Source organism: Aerosticca soli, assembly GCF_003967035.1.
Lineage (GTDB): Bacteria > Pseudomonadota > Gammaproteobacteria > Xanthomonadales > Rhodanobacteraceae > Aerosticca > Aerosticca soli.
In genome coordinates, this window is the sequence record NZ_AP018560.1 from 2,678,764 (window position 1) to 2,703,866 (window position 25,103).

22 protein-coding genes and 1 pseudogene are annotated in these 25,103 nt (G+C 69.9%); 12 read left to right on the forward strand and 11 right to left on the reverse strand.

All coding sequences use genetic code 11. The features are described 5' to 3' along the window. Positions 1-86: 86 nt before the first annotated feature. The 4 genes from ALSL_RS12700 (at position 87) to ALSL_RS12715 (ending at position 5,484) form a co-directional block, all read left to right on the forward strand. Positions 87-1,961 (forward strand): LTA synthase family protein, encoded by a 1,875-nt coding sequence (locus ALSL_RS12700; protein WP_126539611.1) that lies wholly within the window; start codon positions 87-89, stop codon positions 1,959-1,961. 233 nt (positions 1,962-2,194) lie between these two features. Beyond that, complete coding sequence (locus ALSL_RS12705) at positions 2,195-4,291, forward strand: FUSC family protein (protein ID WP_126539614.1); 2,097 nt, start codon at positions 2,195-2,197, stop codon at positions 4,289-4,291. Further along, positions 4,281-4,481, forward strand: a complete 201-nt coding sequence (locus ALSL_RS12710) for a DUF1656 domain-containing protein (protein ID WP_126539616.1) — start codon at positions 4,281-4,283, stop codon at positions 4,479-4,481. The genes ALSL_RS12705 and ALSL_RS12710 overlap by 11 nt, the downstream gene beginning before the upstream one ends. Before the next feature lie 10 nt (positions 4,482-4,491). Continuing rightward, positions 4,492-5,484 (forward strand): HlyD family secretion protein, encoded by a 993-nt coding sequence (locus tag ALSL_RS12715; protein WP_170172054.1) that lies wholly within the window; start codon positions 4,492-4,494, stop codon positions 5,482-5,484. A gap of 49 nt (positions 5,485-5,533) precedes the next feature. Here ALSL_RS12715 and ALSL_RS12720 read toward each other — a convergent pair whose 3' ends face one another. The 3 genes from ALSL_RS12720 to groES all read right to left on the reverse strand — a co-directional run bounded on the left by ALSL_RS12720 (position 5,534) and on the right by groES (position 9,313). Then, positions 5,534-6,928 (reverse strand): M20/M25/M40 family metallo-hydrolase, encoded by a 1,395-nt coding sequence (locus ALSL_RS12720; protein WP_126539620.1) that lies wholly within the window; start codon positions 6,926-6,928, stop codon positions 5,534-5,536. 373 nt (positions 6,929-7,301) lie between these two features. Next, positions 7,302-8,942, reverse strand: coding sequence for a chaperonin GroEL (gene groL, locus ALSL_RS12725; RefSeq protein ID WP_126539622.1), 1,641 nt, complete (start codon positions 8,940-8,942; stop codon positions 7,302-7,304). 77 nt (positions 8,943-9,019) lie between these two features. Further along, entirely contained in the window at positions 9,020-9,313 is a 294-nt protein-coding gene (groES, locus tag ALSL_RS12730; protein ID WP_126539624.1) for a co-chaperone GroES, read from the reverse strand. A gap of 257 nt (positions 9,314-9,570) precedes the next feature. On the opposite strand from groES, the gene cutA reads away from it, so the two are divergent. The 3 genes from cutA to ALSL_RS12745 are packed head-to-tail and all read left to right on the forward strand — an operon-like array spanning position 9,571 to position 12,607. Next, on the forward strand, positions 9,571-9,891 hold the full coding sequence (gene cutA / locus ALSL_RS12735; protein ID WP_126539626.1) for a divalent-cation tolerance protein CutA: 321 nt from the start codon (positions 9,571-9,573) through the stop codon (positions 9,889-9,891). 47 nt (positions 9,892-9,938) lie between these two features. After that, positions 9,939-12,071 carry a protein-disulfide reductase DsbD family protein gene (locus tag ALSL_RS12740; protein WP_126539628.1) on the forward strand — a complete coding sequence of 711 codons (2,133 nt, stop codon included), beginning with the start codon at positions 9,939-9,941 and terminating at the stop codon, positions 12,069-12,071. Continuing rightward, entirely contained in the window at positions 12,071-12,607 is a 537-nt protein-coding gene (locus tag ALSL_RS12745; protein ID WP_231700231.1) for a TlpA family protein disulfide reductase, read from the forward strand. The genes ALSL_RS12740 and ALSL_RS12745 overlap by 1 nt, the downstream gene beginning before the upstream one ends. A 110-nt stretch (positions 12,608-12,717) precedes the next feature. Here the strand turns inward: ALSL_RS12745 and ALSL_RS12750 are convergent, their stop codons facing one another. From ALSL_RS12750 to ALSL_RS12765, 4 genes are read right to left on the reverse strand one after another with little or no spacing between them, the layout of a single operon-like run. Next, positions 12,718-13,443, reverse strand: coding sequence for a glycosyltransferase family 2 protein (locus ALSL_RS12750; RefSeq protein ID WP_126539632.1), 726 nt, complete (start codon positions 13,441-13,443; stop codon positions 12,718-12,720). Beyond that, a complete protein-coding gene (locus tag ALSL_RS12755; RefSeq protein ID WP_126539634.1) occupies positions 13,440-14,051 on the reverse strand; it encodes an SAM-dependent methyltransferase in 612 nt (203 codons plus the stop codon). The genes ALSL_RS12750 and ALSL_RS12755 overlap by 4 nt, the downstream gene beginning before the upstream one ends. After that, entirely contained in the window at positions 14,048-14,848 is an 801-nt protein-coding gene (locus tag ALSL_RS12760) for a PIG-L deacetylase family protein (RefSeq protein WP_126539636.1), read from the reverse strand. Before ALSL_RS12760 ends, ALSL_RS12755 begins: the two co-directional genes overlap by 4 nt. Beyond that, complete coding sequence (locus tag ALSL_RS12765; protein WP_231700232.1) at positions 14,836-15,837, reverse strand: acyl-CoA dehydrogenase family protein; 1,002 nt, start codon at positions 15,835-15,837, stop codon at positions 14,836-14,838. The genes ALSL_RS12760 and ALSL_RS12765 overlap by 13 nt, the downstream gene beginning before the upstream one ends. Positions 15,838-16,738: 901 nt before the next feature. On the opposite strand from ALSL_RS12765, the gene yghU reads away from it, so the two are divergent. Beyond that, complete coding sequence (gene yghU, locus ALSL_RS12770) at positions 16,739-17,590, forward strand: glutathione-dependent disulfide-bond oxidoreductase (protein ID WP_126539638.1); 852 nt, start codon at positions 16,739-16,741, stop codon at positions 17,588-17,590. Positions 17,591-17,609: 19 nt separating this feature from the next. Here yghU and ALSL_RS13940 read toward each other — a convergent pair whose 3' ends face one another. Continuing rightward, a complete protein-coding gene (locus tag ALSL_RS13940) occupies positions 17,610-18,056 on the reverse strand; it encodes an AMP-binding enzyme (RefSeq protein ID WP_425479019.1) in 447 nt (148 codons plus the stop codon). 27 nt (positions 18,057-18,083) lie between these two features. Then, positions 18,084-19,357 (reverse strand): annotated as a pseudogene (locus ALSL_RS13945) (AMP-binding protein); the annotation flags it as partial. Between the two features lie 78 nt (positions 19,358-19,435). Here ALSL_RS13945 and ALSL_RS12780 point away from each other — a divergent pair. Beyond that, positions 19,436-19,669, forward strand: a complete 234-nt coding sequence (locus tag ALSL_RS12780; RefSeq protein WP_126539640.1) for a hypothetical protein — start codon at positions 19,436-19,438, stop codon at positions 19,667-19,669. A 62-nt stretch (positions 19,670-19,731) separates the two neighbouring features. Further along, positions 19,732-20,382 carry a glutathione S-transferase family protein gene (locus ALSL_RS12785; protein WP_126539642.1) on the forward strand — a complete coding sequence of 217 codons (651 nt, stop codon included), beginning with the start codon at positions 19,732-19,734 and terminating at the stop codon, positions 20,380-20,382. 18 nt (positions 20,383-20,400) lie between these two features. Here the strand turns inward: ALSL_RS12785 and ALSL_RS12790 are convergent, their stop codons facing one another. Further along, positions 20,401-21,207 carry a thioesterase family protein gene (locus ALSL_RS12790; protein WP_161970962.1) on the reverse strand — a complete coding sequence of 269 codons (807 nt, stop codon included), beginning with the start codon at positions 21,205-21,207 and terminating at the stop codon, positions 20,401-20,403. 106 nt (positions 21,208-21,313) lie between these two features. Here ALSL_RS12790 and ALSL_RS12795 point away from each other — a divergent pair, with 106 nt between their 5' ends. Further along, positions 21,314-22,906 (forward strand): fatty acyl-CoA synthetase, encoded by a 1,593-nt coding sequence (locus ALSL_RS12795; protein WP_126539646.1) that lies wholly within the window; start codon positions 21,314-21,316, stop codon positions 22,904-22,906. A gap of 23 nt (positions 22,907-22,929) precedes the next feature. Here the strand turns inward: ALSL_RS12795 and ALSL_RS12800 are convergent, their stop codons facing one another. Next, positions 22,930-23,958, reverse strand: a complete 1,029-nt coding sequence (locus tag ALSL_RS12800; RefSeq protein WP_126539648.1) for an AI-2E family transporter — start codon at positions 23,956-23,958, stop codon at positions 22,930-22,932. A 136-nt stretch (positions 23,959-24,094) separates the two neighbouring features. On the opposite strand from ALSL_RS12800, the gene ALSL_RS12805 reads away from it, so the two are divergent. Further along, positions 24,095-25,000 carry a 5'-nucleotidase, lipoprotein e(P4) family gene (locus ALSL_RS12805; protein ID WP_126539650.1) on the forward strand — a complete coding sequence of 302 codons (906 nt, stop codon included), beginning with the start codon at positions 24,095-24,097 and terminating at the stop codon, positions 24,998-25,000. Positions 25,001-25,103: the final 103 nt, after the last annotated feature.

Below are 25,103 nucleotides of genomic sequence, written 5' to 3' on the forward strand. Positions count from 1 at the left end.
AGCAACCCTTTACGGCAAACCCACACGCGATTGATGGCCATACCGTTACATTCCCGTTTCACTCGGATGACAACCCAAAGGCGCCCATGGCTCGATCCGCCCCGCCCCGCCGCCGCTGGCACCGCAGCGCCGTCCTCTTGACGCTAGCGGCACTCGGCTTCGTGGTGCTGACCGGCTGGCTGGACGGCGGCGCCGGCGTGGCACCCGGACGCCTGCTGGCCCAGCCGCTCTATCCGCTGGCCAATGCGCTGCCCGGTCTGTTGCTCGCCGGGCTGCTGCTCGCGCTGACCCGCCGGGTGCTGCTGTCCTTCGGCCTGGTGCTCGCGCTGCAGGGCCTCCTGGTGACGGTGAGCCGGCTCAAGATGCAGAACCTGCGCATGCCGTTGGTGCCGGCGGATTTCGACATGCTGGGCCAGTTGCGCGGCGGCGGCGCGCATCTGCTACTCGGCTATCTGCCGCGCGGGTTTTGGCCTTATCTGGCCGCGCTCGCCGCGCTGGGAATGATCGTCGCGCTCTGGCGCCGCGAACCGCCGCTGCTGACGCCGCGACCGCGCCTGGCGCGCCTTCTGGCCGGTGGCGCATGCGCCCTCGCGCTGGTCAGCCTGATCGCCGGCCTGCCGCTCTGGGGTGCGCTCTACAACGGCCACCGGTTGTGGCTGGAACCGTGGTCGGCGAGCGGCACGGTGGAGCATTCCGGCCTGCAGAGCGCGCTGGTGATGTACCGCCTGCAGGACGCCACGCGCCGTCCCAAGCCCGACCCGCGCGCCGCCGCCGCGCTGATCGGCGAAACCTCGCCGGCCGTGCGCGAGCGGCTGCAGCAGGCGGGCGTCGGCGAGCGTCCGGACATCGTCGTGGTGCAGAGCGAGTCCTTCTTCGATCCGGCCATCCTGCGCGGCTATGCCGGCACCGACCTCACCCCGAACCTGCACCGCCTGGCCGCGCAGGGCGCGAGCGGCCCGCTGCGCGTGCCCACCTTCGGCGGCGGCACCATCCGTACCGAGTTCGAGGTGCTCACCGGGCTCTCGCTGCGCTATTTCGACGAGCTCAAGTTCCCCTACCTGCAGATGCGCGCGAAGGTGGTGCCCGGCCTGGTGCGCAGCCTGCGCGCACACGGCTACGAGACGCTGGCGATCCACGGCAACGACCCGGGCTTCTGGAACCGCAGCCAGGCCTTCCGCGCGCTGGGCTTCGACCGCTTCGTCGCCCAGTCGGCGTTTCCCGCCGATGCGCCGTACGACGGCAAGTACATGGCCGACCGCGCGATGACCGACCAGATCCTCGATGAGCTCAAGGACAGCGGACCGCCGCAGTTCGTCTTCGCGATCAGTCTCGAGGCACACGGCCCCTATGACGTCGAACCGGCCGATCCGGCCGAGCGCGACGCCATCCCGGTGCCGCCCGGGGTCACCGGCAAGGCCCGTCGCGAACTGCAGAACTACCTCTATCACATCCGCCATGCCGACCAGGAGCTGGGCCGGCTGGCCGAGGCGCTCGCCGCGCGCGAACGGCCGACCCTGCTGCTGTTCTACGGCGACCATCTGCCGGGGCTGACCGACAGCTTCCGCGCGCTGGGCTTCGTCGATGGCCGCGACATGCTGAGCGAGCCCGGCACCTGGCTGCTGCTCGACACCCACGGCGGCGACCGGCCCGCCCGCGAGGAGCTGGCCGCCTGGATGCTGCCCGGACGCGTGCTCGCCGCCGCCGGCATCCACGACGAGCCCTACTTCGCCCTGACCCAGGTACTGGCCCCGCAGCTCACGCCGCTGACCCGTGCGCCGGAGGCGCCGCCTGTGGATGCGCTGCGCGACCGCACCCTGGACCGGGCGATGGCCAGCGTCGCGCGACTGCGCCTGGACGGCAAACTCGACCGCCTGTTCGCGCCGCAGGGCCTGCTCGCGCCGCCCAGGCCGCCGCGCACCGGGCCCTTCGAGGACACGCCGATGCGCGGCGTCTCGCAGTAACCCGCGCCACCCGTCCGCGCCCGATCGGCTTGGGCCGCATGGACCGCGACCGGTAAGATCCGGCGCATCACGATGGACAGTGCCCGCGCCAGCACGATGCCTTTGGGAAGCCCGCCCGCGGCCCGGCGCGCGGATGGCGTTTCCTCGCCGCCACAAACGGCCGCCACGGCCGCAGTCCCGAGCCATCCGCCCGCGCGCGATCTCGCGCAAGCCCGGTTGCCCCGAGGCGACGGATGAGCGCGACGCCGCCCCCCGCGGCCACGGCCCGGCGCTGGCCGTGGCTCGGCGAGTTCCTGGCCGGTGAAGCACGTGCCTGGGTGTACGTCGGCAAATGCGTGCTGGCGATCTTCCTCACCGGCTGGCTGGCGATGTGGCTGCAGCTGGAAAAGCCCTCCACCGCGATGCTGACGGTGATCGTGGTGATGCACCCGCAAAGCGGCATGGTGCTGGCCAAGAGTTTCTACCGCGTGCTCGGCACGCTCACCGGCAGCCTGTTCGGGCTGGCGCTGATGTCGGCCTTTCCGCAGCAGCGCGAGCTCTTTCTGTTCCTGCTGGCGCTGTGGGTGGCGCTGTGCGCGGGCGGCGCCACGCTATACCGCAACTTCATGGCCTACAGCTTCGTGCTGGCCGGCTACACGGCGGTGATCGTGGTGCTGCCGGCGATCAGCGATCCGCGGCAGATCTTCGACTCGGCGGTGATGCGCGTGAGCGAGGTGCTGCTCGGCATCGGCGTCACCGCGGTGGTGAGCGACCTCATCCTGCCACAGCGTCTGCGCGTGCTGCTCAGGCACAGCGCGCAAGGCCAGTTCGCGCATTTCATCGACCTGGTCCGTGAAGCCACCCGCGGCGTGCTGCCCCGCGAGCGGCTGGAAGAGGCGCATCTGGACATCATGCGCGCAGCGATCCAGCTGGAAAACCTGCGCGCATCGGTGATCTTCGAGGATCCGGAAGTGCTCGCGCGCAGTGCGCGCATGCGCCTGCTCAACCAGCGCTACATGGCCGCGGCGACCACGCTGCAATCGCTGCACCATCTGGTGAACCGGCTCAAGCGCCGCGGCCGCGATGCCGTGGTGACGGCGCTGGTCGAGCTGTACCGGCCGATCGGCGAGGCACTGGACGTGCCGCAGCGGCATGAGCCGGCGGTGCTCGAGGAGCGCCTGCGTGCCTGCCTGGCCGCGTTTCCCGCGCACCTTGCACCACTGCGCGAGCACTTCGAGGAACACGCCGCCCGACTGGAGTTCGACACCGGCGCGGCGCTGGTCGAGCGGTTGCTGGAGGAACTCATCGGCTATACCGGCGCGGAAGCCGCCCTGCGCAGCGGGCAGCCGCTGCGCGGCAGCGTCGAGCGGGTGCGTTTTCGCCGCGGCAATGATCTGGTCGGCGCCGCGGTGGCGGTGGCGCGCACCTTTCTCACCATGACCGCGCTCAGCCTGTTCTGGCTGGCCAGCGCCTGGCCCTCGGGCGCCAACACCATGCTGATGGCAACGGTGTTCTCCGGCCTGCTGGCCACCTCGCCCAACCCGGTGCTGTCCGCCTCGCGAACGCTCTATGGCTATGCCATCGGTTTCCTCGCGGGTCTGGTGATGGAGTTCTACCTGCTGCCCAGCAGCGAGGGCTACGGCATGCTGGTGCTGGCCTGCGCGGGACTGATGATGATCGGCCCCTATCTGCAGACCCGGCCCGCCCTGGCCGGCATGGGCTCGGGCTATTCGCTCGGCGTGATCGGACTGACCTCGATCAGCAATCCGATGGTCTACGACGCCGTGCAGTTCTTCAACACCGGGCTCAGCCAGCTGGGTGGAGTCGGCCTGTCGCTGGTGTCCTTCATGACGATTCCGGGCATCGCCGGCTCGCGCTGGCAGCAACGCCGGGTGCTGCGCCTGCTGCGCCGGGAGGTCGAACGCGCCGCGCGCGCACCGCTGGACGGACTGGCCTGGAGCTTCGAGAGCGCGACCCGCGACCTGCTGCAGCAGGTGGTCAGCGGCACCCGGCCGGGCAGCGAGCTCCTGGCCTGGGCGCTGAGCGTGCAGGAGACCGGACGCACGCTGATCGAGCTGCGCCAGGATCTCGCCGAGACCGCGCTCGACGCGCCGGCCAGGCTCGCCATCGACCGCGCGCTGACGGCGGTGGCGCAACTCTACGAAGCGCCGGACGCCAGCCGCTGGCTGGAGGCCGATGCGGCGGTGCTGGCGGCGATCCATGCCGCGCCCGCGGGCGCCGCCGTGCGCTTGCATCTCTATCAGCTGCGCAGCGCCCTGCGCGACGAGGAATCGCCGCTCGCGCCGTACCAGCCCCGACCTGCCGCAGGAGCTTCCCCACATGCCCCATGAGATCGTCGTCTACGGCGTGCTGATCCCCGGCCTGCTGCCGATCTTCCTGGCCGCGCTGGTGGTGATGGCGGTGATCGACACCGCCCTCGCCCGGCGCGGGCTGTACCGCAAGGTCTGGCATCCCTCGCTGCTGCGTCTGGCCCTATTCACCTGCCTGTTCTGTGCCGGCGGGCTGCTTTTGATCCGGTGACGTCATGAATGTGAATGCGCAATCCGTCCTGCGTTTCCTGATCACCGCCAGCGTGGTGGTGATCGCCCTGCTGCTCGGGCATCTGCTGTGGAAACGCTATCTGTACGCGCCATGGACCCGCGACGGCCGCGTACGCGCCGATGTGGTGCAGATCGCGCCGGACGTCTCCGGCCTGGTCAGCGCGGTGCGCGTGGCGGACAACCAGTTCGTGCATCGCGGCGACGTCTTGTTCGTGATCGACCAGGCGCGCTTTCGCAACGCGCTCGCCCAGGCCCGGGCCAACCTGGCCGCCGCCGAGGCCAACGCCCGCGCTGCCGGCGCCAACATCGCCGCCGCGCTGGCCGCCGCCAAGGCCAGGGAGAAGGAATACGCGATGTACGCGGCGCAGTCCTGGCGCCGGCAGCGCATGGGCGAGGAGATCTCCCGCGAGGCCCGCGAGGATGCTGCCGCCACTGCGGATGCGGCGCAGGCCACCTGGCAGCAGGCGCAGGCCGGCAGCCACCAGGCCAGCGCCACGCGCGAACAGGCCCTGGCCGCCGTGGAGCAGGCGCAGGCATCACTGGAGCGGGCGCTGCTGGACCTGGATCGCACCGAGGTGCGCGCGCCGTTCGACGGCTATGTCACCAACCTCGACGTGCGTGTCGGCGACTATGCCGCCACCGGCTCGGCGCGGCTGGCGCTGGTCGACGCGCACAGCTATTACCTCTACGGCTACTTCGAGGAAACCAAGCTGCCGCACCTGCGTGTGGGTGATCCGGCGGACGTGCGCCTGCTCGCCGGCGGCATCCACCTCAAGGGCACCATCACCGGCATCGCCCACGGCATCAGCGACCGCGACAACCCGACCGGCGCAGACCTGCTGGCCAGCGTCAACCCGACCTTCAACTGGGTGCGCCTGGCCCAGCGCATCCCGGTGCGGGTGGCGATCGACCCTTCGCAGATGCCGCCGGGCATGGTGCTCGCCGCCGGCATGACGGCGACGGTCGAGGTGCATCCACGCTAAAGCCGAGCGCCGGCACGGCCCAAAATGGCAACGTGCGCGGGACCCGTTTTCAGGGCTTGGGCGGCGCCTCGCGGCCGAAACGTCCGGCCGCTCCCGGAAACACCACCGGGCTTTCGTAGCCGTCGGCCGACACCGCGCTGACGCCGAAGAAGGCATCATCGATCACCACGTGCGCGAGCACGCTGCGGTCGACGTCGCCCACCGCCCGTGCGAACTGCCACTGCGGCGCGGTGGTGTCGCGCCAGTGCACCCGGTAACCGGCCGCGCCGGGTACCCGCTGCCAGCGCACGGTGGTATCGCTGGCCAGGGCGCCTTCGATGTCGACCCCGGCGGGCGGCGCCGGCGCCCGGCTCAGCGCGGCCATGGTCAGGGCATTGAGCGCGCTGACGCGGGCCAGATAATGCCAGTCGATGCCGTCCAGGGTGTCGCCGTAACGCACCCCGTGCTCGCTGCGCAGGTCCTGATGCTGGCGGGTGTAGTCCTCGCGCGACTCGGTGACCCGCACTGCGGGAAAGCCGGCCTCCAGGAACGGCACCTGATCCCCGCCGCGGCCGTAGCGGTCGGTGCGGTAGACCATGCGTACGTGGAAATCCGGCAGATAGGTCTCGGCCAGGGCGGCCATGTAGCGGGCCAGGTTGCGCGAGGGCGAGTCCACCTCGCCGCCGTGATAGCGCCGGTAGGCGGCCTGCGCCGGCGTCTCGTCGCTGCGCGTGCCTTCGGAGAACACCCGCACGTGAGTGCCGTCGCGCACACCGTCCTGGCCCAAGCTGTTGCCGACGATGTCGTTGTTGAGGTCTGCCTCCACCTGCCAGCCCTGGGCGAGGGCGTACTCGGCCAGCAGCTTGCCGCCGTACAGGCCCTGTTCCTCGCCCGAGAGCGCGGCGAACACCAGCGTGGCGCGGTTGTCCGTCCGGGCCAGGAGCCGCGCGACCTCGATCAGCGCGGCCACGCCCGAGGCGTCGTCGTCGGCGCCCGGCGCCTCGCGCTCGGCGTCCATCACGTCGCTCGCGCGCGAGTCCAGATGGGCGGTCATCACGATCACGCGCTGGGGATCGCTGCTGCCGCGCTTGACCGCGATCACGTCGACGATCTCGGTGGGCCCGGGCAGACGCGGGCCGGTGAAGCTGCGCGAGGGCGTCGACACCTGCAGACAGCCGCCGCAGGTGGCACCGATATCGGCAAAACGCGATGCCACGTAGCGCCGTGCGGCGCCGATGCCGCGCTTGGTCGAGCGGGTGTCCGACAGCGTGTGCCGGGTACCGAAGCCGACCAGCGCGGTGAGCGTGGTGCGCAACGCATCCTCGCTGACCGCCTCGACCAGGGCATGCAGTTCCGGATGTTCCAGCGGCTGCACCGGCAAGGTCGCAACCTCACCGTCCGCGATGGCAGCACCAGTGGCCATGGCACACGTGGCGGCAAGAAAAAAAGCAGGCAGGCGCGGCATCGGCGGCATTTCCTTCGGGAAGCGGGAAGCGGGAAGCGGGAAGCGGGAAGCGGGAAGCGGCGCCACCATGCCGCAGCCAAGGCCGACCGGCAAGCACGGAGAAGGAGCCGATGCCGCCTTCCCCCATCCATGCGGCGTCGCTGACCGCAGGCAGCGGGTAAGCAGTGGATACTCGGCCGCCGCTGGCCAGCGGATGCGCACTGGTTCGAGTATCCGCTTCCTGTTCGTCAGGCTGGCGCTTCGCCTTCGGCTTTCGCGACGACGCCTACTTCTTCCTCAAGATCCGGGCGGCCTTCCCCGGAGTTGGGTGAAGAACCCAAAAAAAGCCCCGCTTCGCAGCGGGGCTTTTTTCGATCGCAGCGACAGGGCTGGCTTAGAAATCCATGCCACCCATGCCGCCCATGCCACCGGCCGGGGCATGGCTGTGCTCTTCCTTCTTCGGCAGCTCGGCCACCATCGCCTCGGTGGTGATGGCCAGGCCGGCGACCGAAGCGGCGTACTGCAGCGCCGAACGGGTCACCTTGGTCGGATCCAGGATGCCCATCTCGACCATGTCGCCGAACTCGCCGGTGGCGGCGTTGTAGCCGAAGTTGCCCTGGCCTTCCTTGACGCGGTTGACGATGACCGAGGGCTCGGCGCCGGCATTGGCGACGATCTCACGCAGCGGGGCTTCGAGCGCGCGACGGGTGATGGCGATACCGAGGTTCTGGTCCTCGTTCTCGCCCTTCAGGCTCTCGATGGCCTTCTGCGCACGGATCAGGGCGACGCCGCCGCCCGGCACCACGCCTTCCTCGACCGCCGCACGGGTGGCGTGCAGGGCGTCTTCGACGCGGGCCTTCTTCTCCTTCATTTCCACTTCGGTGGCCGCGCCGACCTTGATCACCGCCACGCCGCCGGCCAGCTTGGCCACGCGCTCCTGCAGCTTCTCGCGGTCGTAGTCGGAGGAGGTCTCCTCGATCTGCGCCTTGATCTGCTTGATGCGGGCCTGGATCTTTTCCGGATCGCCGGCGCCGTCGATGATGGTGGTGTTCTCCTTGGTGACCACGACCTTCTTGGCGCGGCCCAGATCCTGGATGGTGGCCTTCTCCAGCGTCAGGCCGACTTCCTCGGAGATGACCTGGCCGTTGGTCAGGATGGCCATGTCCTCCAGCATCGCCTTGCGACGATCGCCGAAGCCCGGGGCCTTCACCGCGGCGACCTTGACGATGCCGCGGATGGTGTTGACCACCAGCGTGGCCAGCGCCTCACCCTCGACTTCCTCGGCGACGATCAACAGCGGCTTGCCGGCCTTGGCCACGGCCTCGAGCACGGGCAGCAGCTCGCGCACGTTGGAGATCTTCTTGTCGTGCAGCAGGATGAACGGGTCCTCCAGCTCGACCTGCTGGCTCTGCTGGTTGTTGATGAAGTAGGGCGACAGGTAGCCGCGGTCGAACTGCATGCCTTCGACCACGTCGAGCTCGTTCTCCAGACCCGAGCCTTCCTCGACGGTGATCACGCCTTCCTTGCCGACCTTCTTCATCGCGGTGGCGATGATCTCGCCGATGGCGGCGTCGGCGTTGGCCGAGATGGTGCCGACCTGGGCGATGGCCTTGTCATCGGCGGTCGGCTTGGAGAGCTTCTTGAGCTCCTCGACCACGGCCTGCACGGCCTTGTCGATGCCGCGCTTGAGGTCCATCGGGTTGATGCCGGCGGCGACCGCCTTCATGCCTTCGCGGATGAAGGCCTGCGCCAGCACGGTGGCGGTGGTGGTGCCGTCACCGGCGTTGTCCGAGGTCTTGGACGCGGCTTCCTTGACGATCTGCGCGCCCATGTTCTCGTACTTGTCGGCCAGCTCGATCTCTTTGGCCACGGACACGCCGTCCTTGGTGACGGTGGGCGCGCCGAAGCTCTTCTCGAGCACGACATTGCGGCCCTTGGGGCCCAAGGTGACCTTGACCGCGTTGGCCAGGGTGTTCACGCCCTTCAGGATGCGGGCGCGGGCTTCTTCGCCGAAGCGGACTTCTTTGGCTGCCATAACGTTCTTCCTCGAAAATTTTTCAAATCAGGTGGGGAAATCCTGCGGGCGGATCGGGCGCACGCGGCGCCCGCCGATCAGCCCTCGATCACCGCGACGATGTCGTCTTCCTTGAGGAAGACCAACTCCTCGCCGTCGACCTTGATGTCCTGGCCGGCGTACTTGCCGAACAGCACGACGTCGCCTTCCTTCACCGACATCGGACGAACCTTGCCGTCCTCCAGGATGCGGCCGGTACCGGCGGCGATCACCTTGCCGCGGGTCGGCTTCTCGGTGGCACTGTCGGGGATGACGATGCCGCCGGCGGAGACACGCTCCTCTTCCAGGCGCTTGACGATGACACGGTCATGCAGCGGACGCAGTTTGCTCATGGAACGACTCCAGCTTGAGTTGGGAAAAGGTTTCACGACGAAAGCGGCTCGACCGATACGCCGCCCTGTTAGCACTCTGTGTCGATGAGTGCCAATTGTAGCGGCGTATCGCACCCTCGCAAGAGGGTCGACCCGCGAACGACTCCCCCGAGTGAGGGCGCCCATCGCGGCTTTCAAGGTGTCGACCGCGTGAAATTGGACGCGCGTCGTGCGTCGTCCGATCATGGCGGCCTGCTTGCCGACGGCGCATCGAGCCCATGTCCGACCCCACCGTGCTGCTTTGCCACTGCACCTGCCCCGATCCGGCCAGCGCCACGCGCCTGGCCACCGCGCTGGTCGAGGAGGGCCTGGCCGCCTGCGTGAGCCGGCTGCCCGGCGTGCTGTCCACCTACCGCTGGCAGGGACGCGTGGAAAGCGCCGAGGAGGTCCTGCTGCTGATAAAGACCACCACCGACCGCTTCGCCGCGCTGCGCGAGCGCGTGCTCGCCCTGCACCCTTACGAGCTGCCCGAATTGATCGCGCTGCCGGTGGACCGTGGCCACCCGGCCTACCTCGAATGGGTGCGCCGCGGCGGCTGACCCTGGGCGCCCCAGGCATAATCAACGCCTTGTCCGCAGGATTGCCCATGTTCGCCCGCCTTTTCGCACGCGCAGCCTTCCTCGCGCTGCTCATGCTGCTGCCGTCGACGGCGGCCGTCGCCCAGGAAGCCGACGGCCTGCTGCCGGTGACCGCGGCCTATCGGCTGGAGGCCAGGGTCCAGGCCCCGGACGTGCTCGTGCTGCAGTGGACGATCGCGCCGGACTACTACCTCTATCGCGGCCGCATGCAGCTGACCGCCGGACCCGGCGTCGAGCTTGGTCCGGCGGCGTTTCCGGACGGCGAGAAACACCAGGACCCCTATCTCGGCGCGGTCGAGATCTATCACGGCAAGCTCGAGGCGCGGGTGCCGTTCAAGCTCGCCCCCGGCACCGACACGCTGACGCTCGACGTGCGCTATCAGGGCTGCCACGAGGTCGAGCCGAAGATCTGCTATCCGCCGCATACCGAGCATCTGCGCCTGGCGCTGCCGTCATCGCCCACGACCGGTGGCGGCGACGCCCTCGGCCGGGCGCTCGCGGCCCTGGGCGCGGGTTCCGGCGGCACAGGCGCCGGTGCCGCGCCGCTGCCGCCGGAGCAGGCCTTCCGGCTGAGTGCGCTGGCGCGCGATCCGCACACCCTGCTGCTGCGCTGGGACATGCCGCCCAACTATTACCTCTACCGCGACCGCCTCGCCCTGCGTGCGCCCGAGTCGCCGGGGGTGACGCTGCATCCGCGCTGGCCGGCCGGCGGCGTGCAGCGCGAGGATCCCGAGCAGGGGCCGGTCACGGTGTATGTCGGACCGCTGGAGCTGCCGGTGGACGTGTCCGGCCCGGTCGAAGCACGCCATCCGCTCACGCTCGAGGTGCGGTTCCAGGGCTGCCAGGACGGCGGCCTATGCTATCCGCCGATGACCCGCACGTTAAAGGTCGACTTCGGCAGCGCCCCGCCTGCCGCGGCCAGCCGGCCCGATGCCGTCCAGCGCGATCCGGGCGCGCTCGCGCTCGCGCTGGTCCTGGCGCTCGCCGGCGGGCTGGTGCTCAACCTGATGCCCTGCGTGCTGCCGGTGCTCTCGCTCAAGGCGGTGGGGCTGCTGGAGAGCGGTGAGAGTCCGGCGCGCCGACGCGCCCATGCGCTGGCCTACAGCGCCGGCGTCATGGTGAGCTTCGCCGTGCTGGGGCTGCTGGTCAGTGCCGCGCGTGCCGCCTGGGGCGTGCAGCTGCAGCAGCCGCTGCTGGTCGCGGTACTGGCGCTGGTGATGCTGGCGGTGGGCCTGTCGATGTCCGGGCTGGTGCAGTTGGGCGCTGGCCTTGGCAACACCGGCGCCGCCCTGGCCGGCCGCGGCGGCTGGGTCGGCGACTTCTTCACCGGCGTGCTCGCCGTGGTGGTGGCCAGCCCCTGCACCGCGCCGTTCATGGGCAGCGCGCTGGCCTACGCGCTGGCCGCGCCGCGGCTGGGTGCGCTGCTGGTGTTCCTGGCGCTGGGGTTCGGGCTCGCCCTGCCGTTCCTGGCCGTGGGCTTCGTGCCGGCGCTCGCCCGGCGGCTGCCGCGGCCGGGGCGCTGGATGCAGACGCTCAAGGAGCTCTTGGCCTTCCCGATGTACCTGTCGGCGGCCTGGCTGGCCTGGGTATTGGCCCACCAGCGCGGCGCCGATGCGGTGGGCATGTTGCTGGCGGCGGCGGTGGCACTGGCGATGACGCTGTGGTGGTTCGAGCGCAGCCGCGAGCGCGGCCTGGCCGCGCGGATGCTGCTGCTGCCACTGGCCGCGCTCATCGCGCTGCCGCTCCTGGGCATCGCCGCGCTGCCGCGACCGGCGCCCGCGGCGGCCGCGGCCGACGTGGTGCCCTATGCGGCCGAACGGCTGGCCGCCCTGCGCCGGGCCGGCACGCCGGTGTTCGTCGACATCACCGCCGACTGGTGCGTGACCTGCAAGGCCAATGAGCATGCGGTACTCGACACCGCCGCCTTCCGCGCCGTGCTGGCGCGCACCGGCGCCGTGTACATGCGTGGCGACTGGACCGACGAGGACCCGGCGATCAGCGCCTTTCTGGCCGCGCACCATTCGCCGGGCGTGCCCTTGTACGTGGTCTATCCCGCCGACGGCGGCGAAGGCCGTCCGCTGCCCAGCGTGCTCACCCCGGGCCTGGTGCGCCGCGCGCTCGAGGAGGCCGCCCGCCGATGATGAGCCGCACCAGTGCGTGGATCCTGCTTCTGGCCGTGCTCGCCGCAGCGTTCGGTGGCTGGCTGCAGCATCGCGCCCGCCTCGCGCACGGGGAGCGGACGGCGCCCGGCGACATGGCGCCGGCGCTTGCCCTGCCCGATCTGGATGGCCGGACGCACCGACTGGCCGACTTCGCCGGCCGGCGTGTGCTCATCAATCTGTGGGCGAGCTGGTGCGCGCCGTGCCTGGAGGAGATGCCGGCGCTGAATCGCGCCTGGCTGCGTCACCGCGCGCACGCACAAGTGCTCGGCATCGCCATGGACGAACCGTCGCGGGTGCGCTCGCTGCTCGCCGCGCATCCGGTCGACTACCCGATCCTGATCGGCCGGCTGGAGAGCCCCGACACCGCCAGCCTGCTCGGCGACAGCGACGGCGTGCTGCCCTACAGCGTGCTGCTGGACGAACACGGCCGCGTGCTCGCCCGCCGGCGCGGCCGGCTGGACGAGGCCACGCTGGAGCACTGGCTCACGCCTGCCACCCCGCCGACGGCGCCCTAGGGATCAAAAGAAAAGAAAGGCGCGCGTACGCCGCGCTTTTCCGGAACCACTTGCTCGCCTGGCTTTCGGGTCTGCGTCTTCCCGCAAGAAAAAGCGTATCCCTTCAGTGTTCATGGCACCTGGCGCTGGATGCCGCTGTGCTTGCCGCGAGGCTGCCCCTGCCGCTCGCCGGCGCGGGCTTCCAGATAGCGCTCGAGCGAGCGCAGGTAGTCGGCAAAACCGCCGGTGGCGCGCGAACGGCGTCGCGAGGAAGTCACCACCGTCGGTGTTCGCTTGCGCGCGATGCGGGCACCGGCTTCGACGAAGGCCGCCACCAAAGCCACGTCCTCGTGCGCGGCCAGCGGCGCAAAACCGCCGCAATGGCGGTAGAGCCGGGTACAGAAACCCAGATTCGCGCCATGGATGTGGCCGTGATCGCCCACGCCACGATGATTGCGCAGGAACAGCCGCCGAACCGCCGGTGCGTAATCCAGCCAATCGGCGACGGTAACCATGCCGCAGAACGCATCGCACCCGTAGGCGAGCTGCGATGAGAGCCAGTCGGCCGGTACTCGGGAATCGGCGTCGGTACAGGCGATCCAGCGCGCGCCAAGACCGATCAGCCGCGCGGCGGCGGCGGCACGGGCCCGGCCCACGTTGCCAGCATCCACGGTGACCGCGAGTACGCTATGGCTGAGGACGATGTCGGCGGTGGCATCGGTGCAACGATCGAGCGCGACCACGGTCACCACTGTCTCGCCGCCCAGCGCAGGGGCGCGCGCGGCTTGCGCCACTGAGGCCAGACACGCGCCGATGCAGTCCTCCTCGTTGTTGGCCGGCACCAATACGCCGATCATCGCAAGCCTCCACGCCGGGCCACCGACGGTGCGTCCGTGCCCCATGCCTCCAGCCGGAAGTCGTCGTCGAGATAGCCGAACAGGCGGGCAAGGCCGCGCGCACGGAATAGCCGCCGCAACTGGCGGTGGACCGCATCTCCGTCCTGCGGAGCGGCGGAGAAGGGCGTCCGCCAGTGACAGGCGACGAGCACACCGCCCTCGCACAGACTTCCGCCCAGGCGCTCGCCCATCTGCACGAGGGCGGTGGCGTCCAGGTAATAGCCGACCTCGCTGAACACGATGAGATCGAAGCGGCCCGCCGGCCAGTCGTGCGGATGCTGCGCGCGGGTGACCGTCACCCAGGGGTGTGGCGCGTTGCGTGCCGCCGCCAGGGCCACCGCGCGGGCGTCGAGATCGGTGGCGAGCAGCCGTTCGCAACGCGGCGCGAGCGCGGCGGTCAGCTCGCCGTTCGAGCAGCCGATCTCCCAGCCGGCGGCATAGCGTTCGGCCGGCAGACTGGCCAGCAGCAGCTGGCGCTTGCGCGCCTCGTACCAGCGGCTGCGGTAGCCGAAGGGATCTTCCTCGGCATAGAGCGTCGCGAAGTAGCTCGCCGGCGTCGCTGTCTTCATGGCAGCAGCAATTCGAAGCCGCGGCGGAAACGGGCGAGCACACGGGAAGGCAGGATCGGTGCCTGGCCAGGCACGCCGGTGTCGAGCTGTGAGCGAAAGCAGGCGAGAGCCCGCGCCTTGGCGCGACGGGCCGTGGCGGTCAGCGGCCAGCGGCAGGCGCCTGGCCAATGCTGCGCAGCAGTCGTCGGCTCCAGCCAGTGCCAGGCCCAGATCGGAAACTCGACCCGCCGTACGCGCCGGCGTGCGGCAATGGCACGTGCGGCACGCGCGCAGGCCTCGTGGTCGGGATGACCATCGCCGATCCAGGTCGTCAGCAGACAGTCGCCCGGTTCGAGTAGCCTATCGAGCGCAGCGACGAGCCTGTCTTCGGCGGCCGCGACGCGACCGTCGCCGAGATCGAGCGCGGTAATGGCGTCTGCATCGACGCCGAGACAGGCCAGTGCGGCAGCCAGTTCGCGTCGATGCACCGCGCGCGTGTGCTCCGACGTCCAGGCGGGCAGATCCGGATAACAGGCCTCGCCATCGGTTACCGCCACCACGGCCACGGCGATGCCGGCCTCACGCGCCATCGCCAGCAGTCCGCCCACACCGAGCACTTCATCATCCGGATGCGGTGCGACCACGACCAGTCGCTGCCGCCCCTCCAGCCAGGTTTCCGGCACCAGCACAGGCAGCCCGGACAGCCAGGCCGAGGCACGCCAGCGCGCCTCGGCAATGCCTTCGCCCGCGATGCGTGGCGCGTCGGGCACCAGCGGATTCGCGTCGATCGCGGCGCGCTCGCAGGTCACAGCGACCATGTCCTCGTCCTGGCCGAGGCAGCCTCGCCCAATGCGGCCCAATCGCGCTCGGCATGGCTCTGCCGAACGAAGACGGCGAGATCGGCGCAGCGCTGTGCATGATCGCGGTCCGCGCACAGTGGCGCCGGGCCGAGCGCACGGCCGACCCGCTCGATCACTTCCGTAGCTACGTGTTCCACGCAGCCGCGCACGCGCAACACGGCCTCGCGATGGGACGCCTCCGGCGCGGCGTCGATCGCCGCGGCGGTGTCGCGCAACAGGCTGGCGGCGGCGGCGAGCTGGATATCCAGCGCGCCCAGGTGCGCCAGCGCGTGCGGGTCGACGCCCACCTGCGGCGCGCGTCGCAGCCGTTCGGCAATCGCCGTCGCGGCGCCGAACCAGCATGCCGCAATGCCGGCGCCGCCGTGCCAGAAACCTGGCCGGTCGAGATAGGCACCCGGGGCGCCGATGCGGCGAGCACACACTTGGCGGAAGACTACGGTGCCGCTGTACAGACGTCCCATGCCGAGCGCCTGCCAGTCATCGCCACTGCGCTCAATGCCAGGCTCGTCCATGCGTACTTGCACCAGTACGCGCGCATCACCCTCGTAGGCGGTGACCAAGGCCGCATCGACCAGATCGGCGCCGGAACACCAGGCCTTGCGGCCGTCCAGCATGCCGTGCCCGCCATCCGTGGCGATGAAGCGCAGCCTTGCCTGCGGCGGCTCGGCGGCCCAGACCGCATGGAACATGGAGCGGGCCTGCGTGCCGCTCGGCGGCACGCCCAGTTCGGCGAGGATGGCCAGCGCGTCGTAATGGGCCTCGAGCAATTTGACCAGGCAGACGTCCTCGGCAGCGATCGCGGCCAGCGCGCGCCAGCGTTCCAGCGTCCGACCACTGCCAGGCAGTGGCAGCGACGGTAGCCGTGCCAGCCAGTGTTCGGCGCGCTCGCGCAGCGTCGGACTGCTGCGAGCCGCATACCGGGAAGCCTGCATGGCCAGTTCGGACACCTGTGGATTTCCGTCGGTGGGAGTGGCCGGCGATCTTCAGCAGCGTGCAGTGAAAAGCTTGCGACGCGGACGTCATGGCCGGCCTGCACACGGCAGGTGGTCGTGGCCTCAACCACGGGTCAGTAGCTGGTACAGAGCCTGTCGGGTGGCGCCCATGCGGCCTCAGGGGCCCTTGCGCCGACGCCGCAGCCGGGCCCCATGTCCAAAGGCATCGGCGCGCGGCGGGTGGGACCGCTCGCTCCAAGCACAATCGCCAGGGCCACCGCCGCACCCGGCCGCAGCGAGCAGAAGCCACCGCCGTGGCACCGCGACTTGCGCAGGTAGTCTACGAAGATGCAGACAGGCTGCACCGCCTTGGTCGCCTTGCCGGGGATAACGCGCGGATTGCGGCTGCGCCAGCACGCTGGCGAAACCATGCACGAAAACGCCGCACTCTGCCGCCACCCGCAGGCCGGCGTAAGCGGCGCCAGGACACGCAGTCCCTTGGCGCCGGAAATCCGCAGACAGCTTCCGAGCCTGAGTTCGCCCACCGACGGCGGCCGTCCAGCGTCGCTGCTTTTACTTCGGCGAAGGCGACTCCCCGGGCCGGATCGAGATTAAAGACGTGCGATCGGCCAGCTCGGCCGGTCAGCATGGGCGCCCAGGGAATGGCACCAGCTTCGATCCTCGACCATCCGCGCATGCGCGTTGACGCTCGCCCCTCCTTTGAGCCGCACCATGCACACGCGCCTGAGTCCGGCGGTATGGTGCTTCTGGAAGAGACACGACCAGCGACGGCGGAGCCGCCATCTCAGATGTCCTGCTTGGTGAGCACCCAGGGGTCGATGCCACACAACGTTCAAGTGCGGCGCGGCACCATGCATGTCGGACGTTCTGCGTTCAAAACCTCGAGGAGACCCGCATGAGTGACGATCAGGCATACACCCCGCCCGCCGTGTGGACCTGGAACCGGTCGGCCGGCGGCCGCTTCGCCAACATCAACCGCCCGCAGGCCGGCGCCACCCACGAAAAGACGCTGCCGGTGGGCCGCCACGCGCTGCAGCTCTATTCGCTGGCCACGCCCAACGGCATGAAGGCGGCGATCATGCTGGAGGAGCTGCTGGAACTCGGCCATGCCGAAGCCGACTACGATGCCTGGCCGATCGACATCAGCACCGGCGAGCAGTTCGGCAGCGGCTTTGTCGCGGTCAACCCCAACTCCAAGATCCCGGCCCTGCTCGACCTGAGCGGCACCGCGCCGCTGCGGGTGTTCGAATCCGGATCGATCCTGCTCTATCTCGCCGAGAAGTTCGGCGCCTTCCTGCCCGCCCCGCCGGCGCGCACGGAGACGCTCAACTGGCTGTTCTGGCAGGTCGGCAGCGCGCCGTTCCTGGGCGGCGGTTTCGGGCATTTCTACGCCTACGCGCCGGTCAAGATCGCCTATGCGATCGACCGCTACGCCCTCGAGGCCAAGCGCCAGCTCGACGTGCTCGACCGCCAGCTGGCTGCGCACCGCTACGTGGCCGGCGAGGCGTACACCATCGCCGACATCGCCTGCTGGCCGTGGTATGGCCAGCTGGTGCTGGGCCGTCTGTACGATGCGGCCGAGTTCCTGGCGGTGCACGAGTACACGCACGTGCTGCGCTGGGCGCGCGAGATCGACGCGCGGCCGGCGGTCATCCGCGGCCGCCGGGTCAACCGCATCACCGGCGCGCCGGAGGAGCAGCTTCCCGAACGTCACGATGCCAGTGACTTCGCGCCCCGGCGCGAATGAGCCCCGCGCGCGTGCGATCTCAAACCCGGCCGGCCTGCTCGCGCAGCATGTATTTCTGGATCTTGCCGGTGGCGGTCTTGGGCAGCTCGCCGAACACCACGTGCCGCGGCACCTTGTAGCGCGCCAGGTGCGCGCGGCAGTGGGCGATGATGTCCTCGGCGTCGGCCCGCATGCCCGCCTTGAGCTTGACGAAGGCGCACGGCGTCTCGCCCCAGGTCGGGTCCGGCCGCGCCACCACCGCCGCCTCCTCCACCGCCGGGTGCATGTACAGCACGCCTTCCACCTCGATGGTGGAGATGTTCTCGCCGCCGGAGATGATGATGTCCTTGAGCCGGTCGCGGATCTCGATGTAGCCGTCCGGATGGCAGACGGCCAGATCGCCGGTGTGGTACCAGCCGCCGCGGAAGGCCTCGCGGGTGGCCTCGGCGTCCTTGAGGTAGCCCTTCATCACGTTGTTGCCGCGCATCAGCACCTCGCCCAGGCTCGCGCCGTCGGACGGCACCGTTTCCAGGCTGGCCGGGTCGGCCACGCGCACCGCCTCCAGCACGTGGCCGCGCACGCCCTGGCGGGCCTTCAACCGGGCGCGCTCCTCCAGCGGCAGCGCGTCCCACGCCTCGTGCCAGGCGCAGACGGTGACCGGCCCGTAGCTCTCGGTGAGCCCGTAGACGTGGGTGACCTCGATGCCCAGCCGCTCGACGCCGGCGATCACCGCCGCCGGCGGCGCGGCACCGGCGGTGGTCGCCTTGACCGGGTGATCGAGTACGCACCGTTCGTGCTCGGGCAGGTTGACCAGACCGTTGAGCACGATCGGCGCGCCGCTGAAGTGGGTCACCTTCTCCTGGGCCAGCAAGGCCATCACGCGTCGCGGCTCGACCTTGCGCAGACAGACATTGACGCCGGTCACCGCCGCCAGCGTCCACGGAAAACACCAGCCGTTGCAGTGGAACATCGGCAGCGTCCACAGATACACCGGATGCTGCGGCATGCCCCAGTCGAGCACGTTGCCGATCGCGTTCAGATAGGCGCCGCGGTGGTGTAGACCACACCCTTGGGCCGGCCGGTGGTGCCCGAGGTGTAGTTGAGCGAGATCGCCTGCCATTCGTCGTCGGGCAGCCGGTAGGGATGCTCCGGGTCGCCCTCGGCGAGCAGGGCCTCGTATTCGAGCTCGCCGACCGCGCGGCGCTCGCCTTCGTAGAGCGCATCGTCGACGTCGATCACCAGCGGCCGCTCGTCGAGCTGCGCCACCGCCGCGTCGATCACCGGGGCGAATTCCGGGTCGACCAGCACCGCACGGGCCTGGCCGTGGGCGAGCATGTAGGCGATCGAGGCGGCATCGAGACGGATGTTGAGCGTGTTGAGCACGGCGCCGGCCAGCGGCACGCCGAAATGCGCCTCGACCATCGCCGGCACGTTGGGCAGCATCACCGCCACCGTGTCGCCCGGGCCGATGCCGCGCCGCGCGAGCGCGGACGCAAGACGCCGGCATCGCGCCCAGGTCTCGGCCCAGTTGCGCCGGAGCTCGCCATGCACCACCGCCGGCGCCTGCGGATACACCCGCGCGCTGCGCTCGATGAAGGTGAGCGGCGAGAGCGGCACGTAGTTGGCCGGCGTCCGCGGCAGATCCTGTTCGAAGATGCCGCCCGTGCTTGCGTTCATGATGTCCCCCGGATCGACCTGGTTCCCCGTGAGCTTACGGCCTGCCGCGCGGCTTGCCACCTTCCACTTAAGTCGCGGACTGCCAAGGGCTTGCGAAAGCCTCCCGCGCATCGCGCTTGGCGGCCGGTTCACGGCCGCAAGGCCACGATTGCGGCATCGGCCAACACGGCCCGACTCTGCAGAACCGGCATGCGACTGGCACCTTACGGCAACCTCGACGGCGATTCCGGCGTCACGGCCTATCGCACGGGGCCGGGATTCATCCTGGTGCGCTTCGTCGACGGCGCGACCTATCTCTACACCGATGCGGCCACCGGCACGCGGCACGTACGGCACATGCAGCGCCTGGCCGAGACCGGACGCGGTCTGGCCACCTACATCAACCGCAACGTGCGCGGCCGTTATGCCTGCCGGCTGCACTGAGGCATAGACGCCCATTTTCGATATGGACGCAAAGACGTCTGGATGCCCAAGGGAGACGAGCGATGATCCGGCTCTATCACTGCGAGAATGCCCGCTCGTTCCGCCCGCTGTGGGCGCTGGAAGAACTCGATCTCGACTACGAACTCGTCATGCTGCCGTTTCCGCCGCGCGCGCACGCCCGGGACTACCTGGCGATCAACCCGCTCGGCACGGTGCCGGCCTTCTTCGACGGCGACACCGCCATGACCGAGTCGGCCGCGATCTGCCAGTACCTGGCCTGCCGCTATGGCGATGGACGGCTGGACGTCGGCGCCGACGCACCCGATTACGGCGCTTATCTCAACGCGCTCCACTTCGGCGAGGCGACGCTGACCTTTCCGCTGGCGCTGATCCTGCGTTATGGACGTCTGGAAGCGGAGCCGCGCCGGCAACCGCAAGTGGTCGAGGACTATCGCCGCTGGTTCCACGGCCGCCTGCGCGCGATCGAGTCGCGCCTTGCCCAGCGCCCTCATCTGTGCGGCGAACGCTTCACCGCCGCCGACATCGTGGTCGGCTACGCGCTGCACCTGGCCGGGCTGCTCGGGCTCGGCACCGACTTTTTGCCGATGACCGCCGCCTATGCGCAGCGGCTCGCCGCGCGACCGGCCTTCCAGCGCGCCCTGGCACGCCAGCGCACGGCCGCGGCGGCCGCCGGCCTCGAGCCCTTCCCATGACGCCCGGCCGCCACGCGCTCATGTCGCGCGTGGCTGGATCAGCAGGCCCTGCTGCGCAAACCCGAGCGGGCCTTCCTCGTCGTACAGCCGGCTCGTGCAGAGGCCGGCGCCGTCCGGCCCGAGCCGGGTCTGCGCACGCACGCCGATCCACGGCCCGCGCGGCAGCCGGTGGAGCTGCACGGTCAGGTCGTAATTGAGAAAGGTGTAGTCGGCGAAGGGCAGCACCCAGGAGATGCCGTTGCCGAAATCGGCCGCCGCCACCGCCCGCGCCGCCGCGCTGGTCGGCATCCCGCTGAGCACCGGCACGCGCAGGCGGAACCACACCGCGGCCGGTCCCGCGCGACCGGCACCGGCGTCGGCCATGTCGGTGTCCATGGCGGTCGTGAGAAAGGACGGCCCATCGGACGCCATGCCGGGAATGACCAGCGGCCGATCCCGGCCGCGCGGGGGCATGCCGGGCTCGTCGATGGAATCTTCCGGCGCCAGCGGGCCATGGCGGGCGCGGGCGAAGCTCACCTGCGCGCGCACCACCTCCTTGCCGGCGGCACGCAACACGACCGCGTGCCGGTGCACGTTGCGCCCGGAAGGTGCCGGCTCGACGGCGGCGGTCAGCGCACCGACCGGCACCGGCCGCAGCAGTTCCATCACCAGCCGGGCGAACCGGAAATCCGGCGCGTCCTCGGCCTGGGTGACGAGCTGCACGACGAGGGCGGCGGGCGCACCGCCATGTTGGGCGGCGGCATCCCACGGCCCGCGGGTGTGCGCACTGGCCACGAGATCTTCGTCCCGCAGTCTGTAGAGCGCATCGAAGGTCGCGTCGGCCATGGCCGCGATGGTAACCCTGCGGCTGGCGCGATGCGGCATGACGGGGCCTGCGCGCCGCCGCAGAATCGGGCCTTGGCTTTCCTCTGCGGCGCGAATGGAGCCCGCCATGCCCTTTTCCAGCGACGAACCGCTGCTGTCCCGGCAGACCCTGGGCGACCTGCTCGCACGCACGGCGGCGCGCCTGCCGCACAAGACCGCGCTGGTCTATCGCGACGAACGCCTGAGTTACGCCCAGCTCGACGCACTGGCCAACCGCACCGCGCATGCGCTGGCCGAGCGCGGCATCGACAAGGGCCGGCGCGTTGCGCTGCTCTCGCACAACAACCGCATGTTCGTGGTGCTGCACTTCGCCCTCGCGCGGCTCGGCGCGATCCTGGTGCCGATCAACTACATGCTCAACGCCGCGGATGTCGCCTACATCCTCGAACACAGCGGCGCGCTCGGGCTGATCGCCGAGGACCGCCTGGTGCCGGTGGCCGAGCAGGCGCTGGCGCAGATCACCCAGCCGGTCACGCTGCGCGGCGTGATCGAGGACGGCGGCCCGACCGCGCCGCCCGGCTGGGAGCCGGCCGAGGCATGGACGCGCCATCCGCGCGCGGAGCTGCCGCCGGTCGCCATCGCCGACGACGATCCGCTCGAGATCCTCTACACCAGCGGCACCGAGTCGCGGCCCAAGGGCGCCACGCTGTCCAGCCGCAACCTGATCGCGCAGTACGAAAGCTGCATCGTCGACGGCGAGATCCACCGCGACGACGTGCAGGCGCATCCGATGCCGCTGTTCCACTGCGCACAGCTGCATGCGCTGTTGACGCCCGGCCTGCAGGTCGGCTCGACCAACGTCCTGCTGCCCGACGCCGAACCCGGCCGGCTGCTCGCCACGCTGGAGCGGGAGAAGATCACCAGCCTGTTCTGCCCGCCGACGGTGTGGATTTCGCTGCTGCGCCATCCGGATTTCGACCACCGCGATTTGAGCGCGCTGGCGAAGGGCTATTACGGTGCCTCGATCATGCCGGTGGAGATCATCAAGGAACTCAGCCGGCGCCTGCCGTGCCTGCGCCTGTTCAATTTCTACGGCCAGACCGAGATGTGCCCAATGGCCACGCTGCTGCGCCCGGAGGATCAGCTGCGCAAGCTCGGCTCGGCCGGCCAGGCCGCGCTCAACGTCGAGACGCGCGTGGTCGACCCGGACGACCAGCCCGTGCCGCCCGGCGAGATCGGCGAAATCGTCCATCGCGGCCCGCACGTCATGCTGGGCTACTGGAACGATCCGGAAAAGACCGCCGAGGTGTTCCGCAACGGCTGGTTCCACAGCGGCGACCTCGGCGTCATGGACGCGGAGGGCTACCTCACCGTGGTCGACCGCAAGAAGGACATGATCAAGACCGGCGGCGAGAACGTCGCCAGCCGCGAGGTGGAGGAAGTCATCTACCAGCACCCGGCGATCGCCGAGGTCGCGGTGATCGGCCTGCCGCATCCGTACTGGATCGAGCAGGTCACCGCCGCGGTGGTGCTGCGCGAAGGCGCCACATTGGACGAGGCGGCCCTGCTCGCGTTCTGCCGCGAGCGGCTGTCCTCGTACAAGGTGCCCAAGCGCATCCACGTGCTCGACGCGCTGCCCAAGAACGCCAGCGGCAAGCTGCTCAAGCGCGCGCTGCGCAGCAGCCTCGCGGCCCTGGGCGATGGCGCAAGCGAAGACTGACGAGTCTTCCCGCAACCGGCCGCTCAGATCAGCCGCGCGCTCTCCAGCTCGCCCTTGAGGTAGGCGTAGTAGATCGGCGCGGCGATGAGTCCGGCCAGGCCGAAGGCGGCCTCCATCGCCAGCATCGCCACCAGCAGTTCCCAGGCGCGCGAGCGGATCTGCGTGCCGACGATGCGCGCGTTGAGGAAGTACTCGAGCTTGTGGATCAGTATCAGGAAACCCAGCGCCGCCGCGCCCACCCACAGCGACACCGACAGCCCGGCGATGGTGATCGCGGTGTTGGAGATCAAATTGCCGATCACCGGCAGCAGGCCGACCACGAAGGTGACGATCACCAGCGTCTTGGCCAGCGGCAGGTGCACGCCGCAGGCGGGCAGCACGCCGAGCAGGAAGATCGCCGAGAACACCGTGTTGATCAGCGAGATCTTCACCTGGGCGAAGACGATGTTGTGGAAGGCCACGGCCAGGAAGCGGCAGCGCCGGCCGAGCGCGGCGGCGAGCGGACCGACCTGGTGGGCGGGATGCGTGCGGCTGAGCGCCACGATCGCGCCCAGCACCAGACCGACGATGATGCGCACCAGCACGCGCGCGGTCTCGCGTCCGGCCAGTTGCAGGCTCCCCGCGTGGCGACGGGTGAGTTCGCCGGCCATGCCGCGCAGCTCGTCCACGCTGTCGGGCAGCCAGTTGACCAGCACGGGCGGCAGCTGCTGGCGCGCCTTCTCGATCAGCGGCATCGCCTGGTTCTGCCACAACTCGTTGGGGTTGCCGATCTCGTGACGGACGAAACTGATCGTGCCCAGGATGAGCAGGATCAGCAGCCCGACTACCACCACGCCGAGCAGCGCCACCACCAGCACGCGGGCGCGGCCCTCGGCGGCGCCGCGGCCGAGGCGGGGGCTGATCGTCTGCACCAGCTCGTAAACCAGCAGGCCCGCGAACAGCGCCGGCAGCAGGTGCAACCACAGCACCAGCAACAGGGCGAAGCCGGCCAGCACGTGGCTGGCGATTTCGATCGGACGCGTCACCGACGGCGTGGGAGCGGGGGTCGACATGCAGGGGGTTCTTTTCCCGAAAGGGGCGACAGTCTCGCAGCGGCCCGCCTCGCGCGCCAGCGCAAGGCCTGCCACGGCACTGTCGTAAACTGCCGCGATGCTCGAAGTCTCGGGAGACTTCCGGGGAATATTGCCGATGATCGTGCGCCGCCTGTTGCCCGTTCTGCTGCTGCTCGTCGGCGGCTGTGCCGCCACACCGCCCAGGACGCAGACCCCGCCGCCGGCCACGCCGGCCCCGATGACAGTCACTCCGGCGACGGCGCCCGCCACGCCGGCGGACGACAACCTGAACGCGGTGGCCTGGACGCAGACCGCCATCGAGCACGACCTCATCTATCTGCAGACCTACCGCGACGCCCAGGCGCGCCTGCTCGCCGCGCTGAAAGATCCGGCCTGGGACGCGCTGCCCAGGGACGACCGCGTGGTGCCGGCGAAGGGGCTCAAGCCCGCGGTGATCCTGGACATCGACGAAACCGCGCTGGACAACTCGCCCTATCAGGCGCGGCTGGTCAAAAACGGCGGCGAATACAACGAGGCCGACTGGGCCGCCTGGTGCAAGGAGGAAAAAGCGCGCGCCTTGCCCGGCGCGGTCGAGTTCACCCGGTTCGCGGCCCGGCACGGTATCGCGGTGATCTACATCTCCAACCGCGCCAAGGATCTCAACGGGCCGACGCTGGCCAACCTGCGCAAGGTCGGCTTTCCGGTAGCCGGACCGGAAGCCTTTCTCGGCCTCGACACCTTCGTGGAAGGCTGCGAGCAGATCGGCACCGAGAAGGGTTGCCGCCGTCAGCTGGTCAGTCGCAAATATCGCGTGCTGATGCAGTTCGGCGACCAGCTCGGCGATTTCGTCACCGTGCTGGCCAACAACCCCGCCGGCCGCGAGCGCGCCGTGGCGCCCTACCGCGACTGGATCGGCACGCGCTGGTTCGTGCTGCCCAACCCGACCTACGGCAGTTGGGAACCGGCGCTGTTCAACAACGACTGGAGCGCGCCGCGGGAGACGCGACGACGCTCGAAAATGGACGCACTCCGCACGGAATGATTTTTCCTACAAGGACTTGCATCACATTTCGCCAGCATTGCCTTAAACCTGCGATTGGCCTAGCATCTCGCCCGCTGCCGCCGCTTCGATCGCGTCGCAGCCA